This window comes from Streptomyces sp. NPDC008238, from assembly GCF_042956445.1.
Lineage (GTDB): Bacteria > Actinomycetota > Actinomycetes > Streptomycetales > Streptomycetaceae > Actinacidiphila.
Genome location: NZ_JBIBGK010000004.1, coordinates 51,340 through 64,832, shown reverse-complemented (window position 1 = coordinate 64,832; position 13,493 = coordinate 51,340). Strand labels below are relative to the sequence as shown.

12 protein-coding genes are annotated in these 13,493 nt (G+C 75.8%); 7 read left to right on the top strand and 5 right to left on the bottom strand.

What is annotated here, in order from left to right:
* Nucleotides 1-153: 153 nt before the first annotated feature.
* A complete protein-coding gene (locus ACFZAU_RS12625; RefSeq protein ID WP_499598721.1) occupies nucleotides 154-648 on the top strand; it encodes a DUF3145 domain-containing protein in 495 nt (164 codons plus the stop codon).
* On the opposite strand, the gene ACFZAU_RS12620 is transcribed toward ACFZAU_RS12625, so the two are convergent.
* Nucleotides 636-2,771: an MMPL family transporter gene (locus ACFZAU_RS12620; RefSeq protein ID WP_500552129.1), complete on the bottom strand. Its 2,136-nt coding sequence runs from the start codon at nucleotides 2,769-2,771 to the stop codon at nucleotides 636-638. The genes ACFZAU_RS12625 and ACFZAU_RS12620 overlap by 13 nt on opposite strands.
* Nucleotides 2,772-2,941: 170 nt before the next feature.
* Here ACFZAU_RS12620 and ACFZAU_RS12615 point away from each other — a divergent pair, with 170 nt between their 5' ends.
* A complete protein-coding gene (locus ACFZAU_RS12615) occupies nucleotides 2,942-3,358 on the top strand; it encodes a MarR family winged helix-turn-helix transcriptional regulator (protein ID WP_500552318.1) in 417 nt (138 codons plus the stop codon).
* Nucleotides 3,359-3,368: 10 nt separating this feature from the next.
* On the opposite strand, the gene ACFZAU_RS12610 is transcribed toward ACFZAU_RS12615, so the two are convergent.
* The 3 genes from ACFZAU_RS12610 to ACFZAU_RS12600 are packed head-to-tail and all read right to left on the bottom strand — an operon-like array spanning nucleotide 3,369 to nucleotide 5,775.
* Nucleotides 3,369-4,853 carry an SDR family oxidoreductase gene (locus tag ACFZAU_RS12610; protein ID WP_499598718.1) on the bottom strand — a complete coding sequence of 495 codons (1,485 nt, stop codon included), beginning with the start codon at nucleotides 4,851-4,853 and terminating at the stop codon, nucleotides 3,369-3,371.
* Nucleotides 4,850-5,068, bottom strand: coding sequence for a hypothetical protein (locus tag ACFZAU_RS12605; RefSeq protein WP_500552128.1), 219 nt, complete (start codon nucleotides 5,066-5,068; stop codon nucleotides 4,850-4,852). Before ACFZAU_RS12605 ends, ACFZAU_RS12610 begins: the two co-directional genes overlap by 4 nt.
* The gene (locus tag ACFZAU_RS12600) at nucleotides 5,065-5,775 is read right to left on the bottom strand and encodes an alpha/beta hydrolase (protein WP_500552127.1); all 711 of its coding nucleotides are present in this window, start codon (nucleotides 5,773-5,775) and stop codon (nucleotides 5,065-5,067) included. Before ACFZAU_RS12600 ends, ACFZAU_RS12605 begins: the two co-directional genes overlap by 4 nt.
* Before the next feature lie 182 nt (nucleotides 5,776-5,957).
* Here ACFZAU_RS12600 and ACFZAU_RS12595 point away from each other — a divergent pair, with 182 nt between their 5' ends.
* The 5 genes from ACFZAU_RS12595 to ACFZAU_RS12575 are packed head-to-tail and all read left to right on the top strand — an operon-like array spanning nucleotide 5,958 to nucleotide 11,371.
* Nucleotides 5,958-7,229, top strand: coding sequence for an NAD(P)/FAD-dependent oxidoreductase (locus tag ACFZAU_RS12595; protein ID WP_500552126.1), 1,272 nt, complete (start codon nucleotides 5,958-5,960; stop codon nucleotides 7,227-7,229).
* Entirely contained in the window at nucleotides 7,223-7,978 is a 756-nt protein-coding gene (locus ACFZAU_RS12590) for a DUF1365 domain-containing protein (RefSeq protein WP_500552317.1), read from the top strand. Before ACFZAU_RS12595 ends, ACFZAU_RS12590 begins: the two co-directional genes overlap by 7 nt.
* Nucleotides 7,975-9,261 (top strand): class I SAM-dependent methyltransferase, encoded by a 1,287-nt coding sequence (locus ACFZAU_RS12585; RefSeq protein ID WP_500552125.1) that lies wholly within the window; start codon nucleotides 7,975-7,977, stop codon nucleotides 9,259-9,261. The genes ACFZAU_RS12590 and ACFZAU_RS12585 overlap by 4 nt, the downstream gene beginning before the upstream one ends.
* Nucleotides 9,258-10,544: a class I SAM-dependent methyltransferase gene (locus ACFZAU_RS12580; protein ID WP_500552124.1), complete on the top strand. Its 1,287-nt coding sequence runs from the start codon at nucleotides 9,258-9,260 to the stop codon at nucleotides 10,542-10,544. The genes ACFZAU_RS12585 and ACFZAU_RS12580 overlap by 4 nt, the downstream gene beginning before the upstream one ends.
* Before the next feature lie 5 nt (nucleotides 10,545-10,549).
* On the top strand, nucleotides 10,550-11,371 hold the full coding sequence (locus ACFZAU_RS12575) for a DUF1295 domain-containing protein (RefSeq protein ID WP_500552123.1): 822 nt from the start codon (nucleotides 10,550-10,552) through the stop codon (nucleotides 11,369-11,371).
* A 659-nt stretch (nucleotides 11,372-12,030) separates the two neighbouring features.
* Here ACFZAU_RS12575 and ACFZAU_RS12570 read toward each other — a convergent pair.
* Nucleotides 12,031-13,389, bottom strand: a complete 1,359-nt coding sequence (locus ACFZAU_RS12570) for a cryptochrome/photolyase family protein (RefSeq protein WP_500552122.1) — start codon at nucleotides 13,387-13,389, stop codon at nucleotides 12,031-12,033.
* Between the last annotated feature and the right edge of the window lie 104 nt (nucleotides 13,390-13,493).

The window sequence follows — 13,493 nt, the reverse complement described above, 5'->3', positions numbered from 1 at the left end:
TCCCTGACAGGTGGTGCGAAAGAGGTGATCAGAGGTCAGATCTTGTCTCATTCGTTATGATTAGTGCAGAATGTCCACTGCTGTCCCGGATGGCTCGGTTATGGGCATGAGGCCGCTGGGGAAGGCGTACCTCGTCCCACACTGGAGGTCCCGGTGACGACACGTGGAGTTCTGTACGTGCACTCCGCGCCACGCGCGCTGTGCCCGCACGTCGAGTGGGCAGTGGCGGGCGTCCTCGGCGTGCGCGTGAACCTGGACTGGATCCGCCAGCCCGCCTCTCCGGGCACCTGGCGGGCCGAGTTCTCCTGGCAGGCGGAAGCCGGCACCGCCTCCAAACTGGCGTCCGCGCTGCGCGGCTGGCACCTGCTGCGCTTCGAGGTGACGGCGGAGCCGTCGGCGGGCTCCGAGGGGGAGCGCTACAGCAGCACCCCCGAACTCGGCATCTTCCACGCCGTCACCGGCATCCACGGGGACATCCTCATCCCCGAGGACCGGCTGCGCGCCGCGCTCGCCCGCGCCCGCAAGGGCGAGGCCGACCTGGAGACGGAAGTCGCCAAGCTGCTCGGCAAGCCGTGGGACGACGAGCTGGAGCCCTTCCGCTACGCGGGTGAGGGCGCCCCCGTGCGCTGGCTGCATCAGGTCGTCTGACGTTCCGCCACCCGCGGCGGTGCCGTGGTGCCTTCCGGCGCCGGCGGGCCGTCGCCGGCGCGTGCCGCGGCGCCGGGCCACCACACCGTGGGGCCGATGTCCCGTACCAGCGCGGGCAGCAGGAACGAGCGCACCAGCAGGGTGTCCAGCAGCACCCCGAAGGCGACGATGAAGGCGATCTGCACCAGGAAGGCCAGCGGGATCACCCCGAGCGCCGCGAAGGTGGCCGCGAGCACGACGCCCGCCGAGGTGATCACCCCTCCGGTGGCGGTCAGCCCGCGCAGGACGCCCCGCCGCGTGCCGTGGACCAGCGTCTCCTCGCGGACCCGGGTCATCAGGAAGATGTTGTAGTCCACGCCGAGGGCCACCAGGAAGACGAAGCCGTAGAGCGGCACCGAGGCGTCCGTCGCCGAGAAGCCGAACACGTGGCGGAACACCAGCGCCGACACCCCCAGGGTGGCCGCGAAGTTGAGGGCCACCGTGGCGACCATCAGCAGCGGCAGCAGCAGGCTGCGCAGCAGTGCCCCGAGGATCACCAGGATGATCGCGAGGACGACGGGGACGACCAGGGTCCGGTCGCGCTCCGCGGTCCGCTGGGTGTCCAGCTGCTGGGCGGTGTATCCGCCGACCACCGCCTCCGCGCCGGGCACCGCGTGCACGGCCGTGCGCAGCCGCTGCACCGTGGCCTTGGCGGCGTCGCTGTCGGCGGCGTCGTCCAGCGTCACCTCCAGCAGGACCCGGCCGCCGGCGACGAGCGGTTCGCCCCCGCCGGGGCGGCCCGAGGCGGTGCGCGGGGCGACGGAGTCGACCCCGGCGGTGCCGGCCGCGGCCCGGGTGACCTGGTCGAGCCGGTCCGCCTCCGCGATGACCACCGCGGGGTTCCCCGATCCGCCGGGGAAGTGCTCGCCGAGGACGCGCTGGGCGGTCACCGAGGGGGCCTGGTGGACGAAGATCTCGTCCAGCGGCACCCCGCGGGCGGTGAGCGCGGGGGAGAAGGCGGCGCAGCCCACCAGGACCAGCAGGCTCACGGCCCAGACCCGGCGCGGCGCGCGGTCCACCAGGGCCGCGATCCGCCGCCACACGCCCTCGCCCTCCGGGCGCCGCTCCCGCGGCCGGGCGGGCCAGTAGGCGGCGCGGCCGAGCAGCAGCAGCGCCGCGGGCAGGAAGGTCAGGCTGCTCGCGACGGCGCAGACGATCCCGACGGCGCCGACCGGGCCGAGGGCGCGGTTGTTGGTGAGGTCGCTGGCGAGCAGCGCGAGCAGGCCGAGGGCCACGGTGGCGGCGCTCGCCACGATCGCCCCGGCGGAGCGGCGCAGCGCGGCCCGCATCGCCGCGAACCGGTCGCCACGGGCCGCGAGTTCCTCGCGGAAGCGGGCGGCCAGCAGCAGCGCGTAGTCGGTGGCCGCCCCGATGACGAGGATCGACAGGATGCCCTGGACCTGGCCGTCGACCCGGACGAGGCCGTGGTCGGCCAGCACGTAGACCACCCCGCAGGCCAGGCCGAGCGAGAAGACCGAGCCGACGATGATGACCAGGGGCAGCAGCAGGGCGCGGTAGACCAGCAGCAGGATCGCCAGCACCACGCCGAGCGCGGTGAACAGCAGCAGCCCGTCGATGCCCGCGAAGGCGTCGCCCAGGTCGGCCTGCGAGGCCGCGGGTCCGGCGACGCGGGCGGTGGTCCCCGCGACGCCGGCCGCGGTGTCCTGGATCCGGCCGACGGCGTCCCCGACCTCCCGGCCGAGGTCGGGGCGCAGTTGCACGATCCCCTGCAGGGCCCGGCCGTCCTCGGAGCGCACCGCGGGGGAGGGGTGCCCGGCCACGCCCTGCGTGCCGGACAGCGAGGCCAGGGCGGCCGTGGCGGCCTGCTGCTGGGCGTCCGTCACCGGGCCGCGGTCGGCGGTCCAGACGACGATCGCCGGCACCGTCCCGTTCCGGGTGAAGGCCGTCCGTTCGGTGACGGCCTTCGTGGACTCGGCGCTGCGTGGCAGGAAGGCCGCCTGGTCGTTGGTGGAGACCTCGCCCAGCTTGCCGGCGTACGGGCCGAGGTTGCCCCCGATGCCCAGCCAGGCGACCAGCACCAGCACGGGCAGCAGCCAGCGGACGGCGCGCGGCAGGGATGTCATCGCTCTCTCCCGTGGGACGTGGAACCGGGGGATTCTCCCCCGCGAGGAAGGATATATCTCAGCGATTGAGTATCTTGGCAATCGAGATTATTTACGATGGAGGGGTGCCCGACAACCTCCAGGACGAGTCCCCGACCGGGCTGCAGGCCTTCGCCGTGCAGCTGCGCCGGATGAACGGCGAGTTCAACCGCATCGCGCAGGACTTCGCGCAGAGCCAGAAGCTGCACCACACCGACGTGCAGGCGCTGGTCGCGATCCTCGACGGCGACGGCCAGGGCGGCGCCATGACCCCCGGTCTGCTCCGCGAACGCCTCAACCTGACCTCCGGTGCCGTCACCGCCTGCCTCGACCGGCTCGAACGCGCCGGCCACATCCGCCGCACCCGCGACGCCGCCGACCGCCGCGTGGTCCATCTGCACTACGCCCCGCGGGGCATGGCGGTGGCCCGGGAGTTCTTCCGCCCGCTCGCCCACGGCACCGACGCGGCACGCGCCCGCTTCACCGAGGACGAACTCGCCGTCGTGATGCGCTTCCTCGCCGCGATGAACGACGAGTTGACGGCCCTGCGCGCCCCCGTCCAGGACTGAGCGGCCGCCGTCACGGCCCCGCCGCGCCCTCCCGGGCCGCCGCGGCTATGTTGCGCGCCATGCCGCCGAACACCACCGAGTGGAACGGCGACACGCTCCACCAGTACGCGTGGCCCGCCAGTCCGCGCGGGTGGAACAGCGCCCGCTGCCCGTAGACGGTGCGCCCGGCGCCGTCCCGGCCGGCCGTCAGCTCCAGCCAGGCCATGCCCGGCAGCCGCATCTCGGCACGCAGCCGCAGCAGCCGGCCCGGCTCGATCTCCTCCACCCGCCAGAAGTCGAGCGAGTCGCCCGCCCGCAGGTGCGCCGCGTCCCGCCGCCCCCGGCGCAGCCCGACCCCGCCCACGAAGCGGTCGAGCCAGCCGCGCACGGCCCAGGCCAGCGGGAAGGAGTACCAGCCGTTGTCGCCGCCGATGCCCTCGATGACCCGCCACAGCGCCTCGGGGGACGCGTCCACGACCCGCGTCCGGCGGTCGGCGTAGAGGGAGCCGCCCGCCCAGTCCGGGTCCGTCGGCAGCGGGTCGCTCGGCGCGCCGGGCACCGCGGCCGACGACCAGCGGGTGACCACGTTCGCCTCCCGGATGCGCTGCAGCGCCAGGCGCAGCGCCTGCTCGACGCCGATCATCCCCTCGGGCGGGTCCGGCACCCACCGCGCGATGTCGTGGTCGCGGCAGACCACCTCGTACCGCAGCGACTCCGTCAGCGGTCGCGCGATGCCGGCGGGCACCGGGGTGACCAGGCCGACCCAGTGGCTCGACAGTCCCGGCGTCAGCACCGGCACCGGCACGATCAGCCGCTGCGGCAGCCCCGCCACCTCGGCGTACTTCAGCATCATGGCGCGGTACGTGAGCACGTCCGGGCCGCCGATGTCGAAGGCGCGGCTCACCTCGGGCGGCAGCGTCGCGCAGTCCACCAGGTAGCGCAGCACGTCCCGAACGGCGATCGGCTGGATCCGGGTGCCCACCCAGCGCGGGGTGACCATCACCGGCAGCCGTTCGGTGAGGTAGCGCAGCATCTCGAAGGAGGCCGAGCCGGAGCCGATGATCACCGCCGCCCGCAGGGCCGCCGTCGGCACGCCGGAGGCGAGCAGCACGCGGCCCACCTCTGCGCGGGAGCGCAGGTGCGGCGACAGTTCGCGCTCGGGCACCGCGGCGGGGGTCAGCCCGCCCAGGTAGACGATCCGCCGGACGCCCGCGGCCCGCGCGCGGGACCCGAAGACCTCCGCGGCCCTCCGGTCGGTCCGCTCGAAGTCCCGCCCGCTGCCCAGGGCGTGCACCAGGTAGTAAGCGACGTCCACGCCCTCCAGCGCCGCCGCCACCGACCCGGGGTCCGTGACGTCGCCCTTGACGACCTCCACCTCGCCCGCCCACGGGTGGTCGCGCAGCTTGCCGGGCGTACGGGCCAAGCAGCGCACCCGGTGCCCGGCCTCCAGCAGTTCCGGGACGAGGCGGCCGCCGATGTAGCCGGTGGCGCCCGTCACGAGGCAGGTGAGGCTCATCGCGGACTCCCCGCGTCACGGGCGTACGGGCCGGCCGCCGGCTCCGGCGGCAGCAGGGCGCGCAGCACGGTCGCCAGGGCCGCCAGCGCGGGCAGGGCCACCGTGAGCAGGAGCGGGACCAGCGTGACCAGCGGGGCCCGGGCGTGGTGTGCGGTCGGCGCGGTGCCCGTCGGGCCGGGGGCCGGGCGGGCGGCCGTTCGCAGACGCGGGCTCATCGCGCTCCTTCCGTTCCCGGGGCGGTCAGCGCGCCCGCCACCTCCGGCGGCAGCGGACGCAGCCGCAGCAGGCCGGCCACCAGGCGGGTCGTCAGGGCGTGCCAGGTCCCGGCGCCGCGCAGCATCGCGTGGTCGCCGCCCGGCACCACCAGGTGGCAGGCCCGGGCGCCCGCCTCCCGGGCCCGCCGCGTCAGGGTCAGCGAGCCCGTGGGGTCGGTGACCCGGTCCCGGTCGCCGTGCAGCAGCACCAGCCGGCGTCCGGCCAGGTGCCCCACCGGCTCGCCCGCCGGGCACCACGGCGCCAGACCCACGACCGAACCCACCAGCGGGTGCCCGGCCGCCCGCAGCGCCGCCCGGCCGCCCATCGAGTGCCCCACCAGCACCACGGGCACCTCCCCGGCCCGTTGCCGCAGCGCCTCCAGCGCCCGCAGCGCGTCCCGCGCGGCGTCCTCCCGCGCGCCGTTCCAGCCGCGGTGCCGGTAGCGGACGCCGGCCAGCGCCACCTCGTGCCCGGCGGTGGCCCGGCCGATCGCGCGGACGAACGGACGCATCCGGGCCGCCGGGAGGTTCCACGGCGGGGGCGGTTCCAGGCCCTCCGCGCGGCCGCCGTGCAGCACCAGGACGGCGGCGCGGGGCCGCCGGGGCAGCACGTACGGGACCAGCGCCGGACGCGGCCCGCCGTCGCCCGCTTCGTCACCGTACGTCATCGGATCCGCCTCTCTCGTGTGCTCTCCGTCATTATCGGCCGCCCTTCGCGGCCCCGCCCGTCACGTGCCTCCACCCATGGATTCGCCGCCGCGGGCACGGCGGATTGCCCTACGGACCAATCCGCCCCGCCGCGGGCTCCGAACCACCCAGCAGGGAGAGGAACGCGACGAAGGGACGGGACGTGACCGACAGAAGGCGAAGGGTGGCCGGCGTGGGCAGCGGGGTCGCCGGGCTCACCGCCGCCTACCTGCTTCAACGGCACTGCGACGTATTGCTGTTGGAGGCCGACGACCGCCTCGGCGGACACGCCCACACCCACGACGTCCCCTCCTGCGACGGCCGGGTGACCGCCGTCGACAGCGGCTTCATCGTCCACAACGAGCGCACCTACCCCCACCTGCTGCGGATCTTCGCCGAACTCGGCGTCCCCACGCAGGAGTCGGAGATGAGCATGTCCGTCCGCTGCGAGGGCTGCGGACTGGAGTACGCCGGCGCCCGCGGCCCGTCGGGGATCTTCGCCCAGCCGCGCAACGCGCTGCGCCCCGCCTACCTGCGTATGCTGGCCGAAGTGCCCCGATTCCACCGCCTGGCCCGGCGGCTGCTCGCGGAGGGCGGTTCCGACGACACCGCCACGCTGGGGGAGTTCCTCGGCGCGGGGGAGTTCTCGGCGTACTTCACGGCCCATTTCATGACCCCCCTGGTGTCCTGCGTCTGGTCCTGCTCGCCGCGGACCGCGGCGCACTACCCGGCGGCACACCTCTTCCGCTTCCTGGACCACCACGGGATGCTCTCGGTCGGCGGCTCACCCACCTGGCGCACCGTCACCGGCGGCTCACGCGTCTACGTCGAGCGCATCGTCAAACGGCTCTCCGCGGTCCGCACCGCCACCCCCGTGCGCGCCCTGCGGCGGCACGCCGACGGCGCCGACGTCGTCACCGACGACGGGGAGACCGAGACCTACGACGCGGTGGTCGTCGCCACCCATCCCGACCAGGCGCTGCGGCTGCTCGCCGACCCCACCGCGGACGAGCGCGCGGTGCTCGGCGCCATCCCGTACTCCCGCAACCCGACGCTGCTGCACACCGACACCGCGGTGCTGCCCCGCAACCGCGCCGCCCGCGCCTCCTGGAACCACCTCATGCCGTCCTGCGCCCCCGACCCCGGCGGGGTCCGCGTCAGCTACGACATGAACCGCCTCCAGCGGCTGGACACCCCCGAGCGCCACATCGTCACCCTCGGCGACGCCGGAGGGGTCGACCCCGCCCGGGTCCTCGCCCGCATGGTGTACGAGCACCCCGTCTACACCCCCGGGTCGCTGGCCGCGCGACGGCGGCTGCCCGCCCTCGCCACCCCCGTCACCGTCTACGCCGGGGCCTACCACGGCTGGGGCTTCCACGAGGACGGCTGCCGCTCCGGCGCCGAGGCCGCCCGCCGGCTGGGGGTGAGCTGGTGACCCCGGCCGGCCTGCCCGCGCAGGTGCCCGCCCTGTACGAGTGCACGATCACCCACGTCCGCACCCGGCCGCTGCGGCACGCCTTCACCCACCGCACCTACATGTGGCTCACCGACCCCGCCCGGCCGCCCCGGCTCCCCGCCGCGCTGCGGCCGCTCGCCCGCTTCGACCCCCGCGACCACTTCGGCGGACGGCACCAGACCGTACGGGCCGCCCTCGACGCCTACCTCGCCGCGCGGGGCGTCGACCTGCACGGCGGGCCGGTCCGGATGCTCTGCCACGCCCGGGTCCTCGGCCACGTCTTCAACCCGCTGACCCTGTACTGGTGCCACGACCCGGCCGGCGCCCTCGTCTGCGTCGTCGCCGAGGTCCACAACACCTACGGGGAGCGGTACGCCTACCTGCTGCACACCGACGAACGCGACGGCGCCCACGTCGCCAAGGACTTCCACGTCTCGCCGTTCTTCCCCGTCGACGGCGGCTACCGCATGCGGCTGCCCGAGCCGCACGACCGGCTGCACCTCACCGTCCACCTGGAGCGCCCCGGCGGCGGCACCCCGTTCACCGCCACCGTGCGCGGCGAACGCCGCCCGGCCACCGCGCCGGGCCTGCTGCGCGCCGCCGCCCGCCACCCCTGGTCCACGGCCGCGGTGTCGGCCGGCATCCGCCGGCACGGCATCCGGCTGCTGCTGCGCGGACTGCCCGTGCAGCACCGTCCCGTCCACGCGCCCCAGGAGGGTTTCGAGTGACCACGTCCACCACGTCCGTCCCCCTCTCCGCCTCCGCCGCCGCCCGCGCCACCGGCGTGGACCGGCGCCGCTGGCCGGACGTCGCCGCACCACCACGCTGCTCCCGCCTGCGCACCGCCGCCGCCGGCGCCGTCGTACGACGCGCCCTGAGCCGGCTGCCGCTGCGCTGCCGCCTCGGCGAGGGCGGCCCCGTCCTCGGCACGGGCGGTCCCGCCGTGCTGATCGCCGACCCCGAGGCCTTCCACCGCCGCGTCGGCACCGGCGGCCTCATCGGCTTCGGCGAGTCCTACATGGCCGGCGAATGGGACGCGCCCGACCTGACGGCCGTCCTCACCGTGCTCGCCTCGCACGTCACCGAACTCGTCCCACGGCCGCTGCAACGGCTGCGCCCCCTGTGGGCGCACCGGCAGCCCTCGGAACGGCGCAACACCCTCGACGGCGCCCGCGGCAACATCCACGCCCACTACGACCTGTCCAACGAACTGTTCGCGCTCTTCCTCGACGAGACCCTCACCTACTCCTCGGCCGTCTTCCGCGGCTTCCCCGCCCGGCGCGCCCAACTGGCCGCCGCACAGCACCGCAAGATCGACCGGCTGCTCGACCTGGCGCGCGTCGGCGAGGGCACCCGGCTGCTGGAGATCGGCACCGGCTGGGGCGAACTCGCCGTCCGCGCCGCCCGCCGCGGCGCCGAGGTCGTCTCCGTCACCCTCTCCGAGGAGCAGCGCCGGCTCGCCACGGACCGGCTCGCCGCCGCGGGGCAGCAGGACCGGGCCACCGTCCGGCTGCGCGACTACCGGCAGGTGACCGGGAGCTTCGACGCCGTCGTCAGCGTCGAGATGATCGAGGCCGTCGGCGCCGAGTACTGGCCGGCGTACTTCACGGCGCTGGACCGGCTGCTCGCCCCCGGCGGCACGGTCGCCCTCCAGGCGATCACCATGCCCGACGAGCGCATGCTCGCCACCCGCGACACCCACACCTGGATCCAGAAGTACGTCTTCCCGGGCGGCCTCATCCCCTCCCTGGAGGCGATCGACCGGACCCTCGACGAGCACACCGCGCTGCGCGTCGCCTCCTGCGACGGCTTCGGCCCGCACTACGCCGAGACGCTGCGGCTGTGGCGCGAGCGCTTCACCGAACGCGCCGCCGACGTCGCCGCCCTCGGCTTCGACGAGACCTTCCGCCGCATGTGGACCCTCTACCTCGCCTACTCCGAGGCCGGCTTCCGCTCCGGCTACCTCGACGTGGTCCAACTGCGGCTGACCCGTGGGGAGGCCGGCAGGTGAAGGGCGCCGCGGACACCCTCGCCCCGCTGCTGGAGCGGTTCACGGGCGGCCCGCTGCCCGTACGGCTGCGGGCCTGGGACGGCAGCACCGCCGGGCCGCGCGACGCCCCGCTGGTCGTCCTGCGCTCCCGGCGCGCGCTGCGAAGACTCCTGTGGCAGCCCGGCGAACTCGGCCTCGCCGAGGCGTACATCACCGGCGACATCGACGTGCGCGGCGACCTCACCGAGGGGCTGCGCGCCCTGTGGCACGCCACCCGGGACGGCGGGCTGCGCCCTCCCCGGCTGACCGCGGGCGACCGGCTCCGCGCCGCCGGCGCCGCCTTACGGCTCGGCGCGGTCGGGCCGCGGCCGCCCGCCCCCCGCGGCCGCGCCAGGCTGCACGGCGCCCCGCACACCAGGAGCCGCGACCGGGCCGCCGTCAGCCACCACTACGACCTGTCCAACGACTTCTACGAACTCCTCCTCGACCCCTCCATGGCGTACTCCTGCGGCTACTGGACCCGCGACGACGACCCCACGTACGGCCTCGCCGACGCCCAGCGCGACAAGCTCGAACTCATCTGCCGCAAGCTGGACCTGCGCCCCGGCACGCGGCTGCTCGACATCGGCTGCGGCTGGGGCGCGCTCGCCCTCCACGCCGCCAGGACCCACCGCGCGCAGGTCCACGCCGTCACCCTCTCCGCCGCCCAGCGGGACTTCGTCCGCGAGCGGATCCGCCGGGAGGGGCTGGAGCAGTACGTCACGGTCGAACTGCGCGACTACCGCGACCTGGAGGGGGACGGCGGCTACGAGGCGGTCAGCGCGGTCGAGATGGGCGAGCACGTCGGCGACGAGCACTACCCGCGGTTCGCGGCCGCCGTCCACCGCATGCTGCGCCCCCGGGGCAGGGCACTGGTGCAGCAGATGTCCCGCGGGCGCGCCGCTCCCGGCGGCGGCGCCTTCATCGGGACGTACATCGCCCCCGACATGCACATGCGGCCGCTGGGCCGCACCGTGAACCTGCTGGAGGACGCGGGGCTGGAGGTCAAGGCCGTGGAGTCGCTGCGAGAGCACTACGTGCGCACCGTGCGGGCCTGGCTGGCCACCCTGGAGCGGCGCTGGCCCGACGTCGTCCTCCTGGCCGGCGAGGAGACCGCCCGTGTGTGGCGGCTGTACCTGGCGGGCGGCGCGCTGGCCTTCGCGGAACGCCGCATGGGCGTCGACCAGATCCTCGCCGTACGGCCCACCGCCGACGGCACCGGTGCCCCGGCCGGCACGCCCGCCGCCTGGTACGCGGGGTGGTGAGGGCGATGGACGGCTTCCCCTGGGGCGCGTTCGGGGCGGGCGCGGCCGTGGCGGCCGGGGCCGCGCTCGCCGTCATGCTCGCCACCTTCGCCTTCGCGCTGTCCCGCGGCCGACACCGCTACGTCGACGTCGCCTGGGGCGCGGCCTTCACGGCGGTCGCCGCGTCCGCCTACGGCATGTCCGCCGGGCACGGCGACCCGGCCCGTCGCGCGCTGGTGTTCGCGCTGACCGCCGTGTGGGGCCTGCGGCTCGCCGTCCACATCGTGCGCCGCGGGCGCGGCCACGGCGAGGACCCCCGCTACGAGGCCTTCCTGGCCAAGGCCCCCGGCAGCCGGGCCGCCTACGCCCTGCGCGCGGTGTACCTGCTGCAGGGCGCGCTCGTCCTGGTCGTCTCGCTGCCCGTCCAGGCCGCCTCGTACATCCCCGGCCCGGCCGGCCCGGCGGCGGTCGTCGGGGCGCTGCTCTGGCTCACCGGCCTGCTCTTCGAGGCCGTCGGCGACCACCAACTGGCCCGCTTCAAGGCCGACCCGGCGAACCGCGGCCGCATCATGGACCGCGGCCTGTGGAGCTGGACCCGGCACCCCAACTACTTCGGCGACTTCTGCGTCTGGTGGGGCCTGTTCGCGCTCACCTGCGACGCCTGGCAGGCCGCCGCGGCGTCGGCCGTCTCGCCGCTGCTGATGTCGTACCTGCTCACCCGGGGCAGCGGCAAGGCCCTGCTGGAGCGCCACATGGCGGACCGCCCCGGCTGGGCCGGCTACGCCGCACGCACCAGCGGCTTCTTCCCCCGGCCGCCGCGGGGGCGGGGCGCTGCCCCGCCCCGGTGAGCGGCGGCCCGCGGCGCCGGGGTGTTGCTGCGGCGCACAGGCGGGCCGTGTGCGCGACTGAGCGGCCATGGCGGGCGTGGGGTACGCCCGTTGCGCGGCGTTGTATGCCGCGGGCGTCGCGGGCGTCGCGGGCGTCGCGGGCGTCGCGGGCGCGGCGGCCCGCGGCGCCGGGCCGAGTGCGGGGTGCCGGGTGGCCCGGCGGTCTGGTGCGGGTGTCCACGGGCGGCAGACGCGTGCCGCAGCAAGGTGGACGGGGTGTTGGTGCGGGCCGCGAGTGGGCCGGGTGTGCGTTGGGGTGCGGTCATGGCGGGTGTGGGGATGTCCGTTGGGCGGTGCCGTGTGGCGCGGATGCCGCGTCGAGTGCCCGGCCGCGGTGGGCGGTTCGGGAACGTCGGGGCCGCGCTTTCGCCGAGCGCGGGGTGCCGGGTGGCCCGGTTGTCCGGCGCGGCGTGTGCACGGTCGGCAGGGCGGCGGGACCGTATGCCGCGCGAGCCTGACGCGGGGCGGGTGGTCGGGCTGTCGGGCGGCCGGAGGCGGGGTGCCGGGGTGGAACGGCTGTCCCCTCCGTGTGTTCACGGCCGCAGAGGACGCCGCGTCTCCCGGGCGGACGGCCGCCCGTCCGCACGCCGGTTGACGCGGCTCACCTCCGGGGAGGGCCGCTACTTGCCGCGGGCGCCGCGGAAGCGGGCGAGGGCCTCGTCGAGGTCGACGAGGGGGGCGGGGTAGTCCAGGGCGGCGCGTTCCGCCTCGGGGAGCCGCCAGGGGCGGTGCACGGCGCCGCCCGGCACGTCGGCCAGTTCCGGCACCCAGCGGTGCACGTAGGCGCCGTCCGGGTCGAAACGGCGGGCCTGCACCAGGGGATTGAGCACCCGGTTGGGGCGGGTGTCGGTGCCGGTGCCCGCCACCCACTGCCAGTTCAGCTGGTTGTTGGCGACGTCGCCGTCCACCAGCAGCTCCAGGAAGTGCGCGGCGCCGATCCGCCAGTCCACGTACAGCGTCTTCGTCAGGAAGCTCGCGGCCAGCAGCCGCGCCCGGTTGTGCATCCAGCCCTCGTGCCGCAACTGCCGCATTGCCGCGTCGATCACGGGGTAGCCGGTGCGGCCCTCGCGCCACGCGTCCGCCTCCGGGCCGTCGCCGCGCCAGCGGTCGCCGCGCGTGCGCAGGTCCCGGGAGGCGGCGTCGGGGCGGGCGGCGAGCACCTGGTGGTGGAACTCCCGCCACGCCAACTGCCGTACGAACGCGTCCGCGCCGGGCCCGCCGGCGTCCCGGCCGCTCCGGACCAGTTCGGTGGCCGACAGGCAGCCGAAGTGCAGGTAGGGCGAGAGCCGGGAGGTGGCGTCGCCCGCCAGGTCGTCGTGCCGGTCCTCGTACGCGGAGAGCCCCGACGCCCGCCAGGCCCGCCAGCGTTCGCGGGCCTCGGTCTCCCCGCCCGCGGGCAGCCCGGGCGAGGTGTCCTTCGGCGCCTTCGGGAGCGGGCGGGACGTGACGCCGTCCGGCACCCGGACGGTGCGGGGCGCGCCCAGCGGGTCGCGCAGGTCCACGGTCTCCCAGCGCCGGAAGTACGGGGTGAACACCCCGAAGCTGTCCTTGCCCGCCGGGGTCACCGCACCGGGCGGGGCCGCCGTCAGCACGGCGTCGTGCACCCGCAGTTCACGTCCGGCCCCGGTCAGCGCCTTCCGTAGCCGCTCCTCGCGCCGCGCGGCGTAGCGGCTCACCCCGGCGGCGATGTGCACCTGCCCGGCACCGGTCTCCTCGGCGACCCGGCAGGTCTCGCGTGCCACGTCCCCGCGGCGCAGCACCAGCCGTCCGCCGCGCTTCCGCAGCCCCTCGTCGAGGTCGGCGAGGCAGTCGGCGAGGAACGCGGCGCGGTTGGGCGCGGCGAAGCCCGCCGCCTCGATGGCCTCGTCGAGCACGAACAGGGGGACGACCTGTGCGGCGGAGTCGAGGGCGGCACACAGGACGGGGTTGTCGTGCAGCCGCAGATCGGCGGTGAACAGGCAGATCGACGTCGTCGTCACGTCCGTTGCACTCCTCCTGGCCGGTGGTGCCGCCCGGCGAGCCTATGGCGCCGCCCCTCCCCACGCCGTGAGGCGCCCCGCCGCGTCGCCCTCCGCGACCCCGC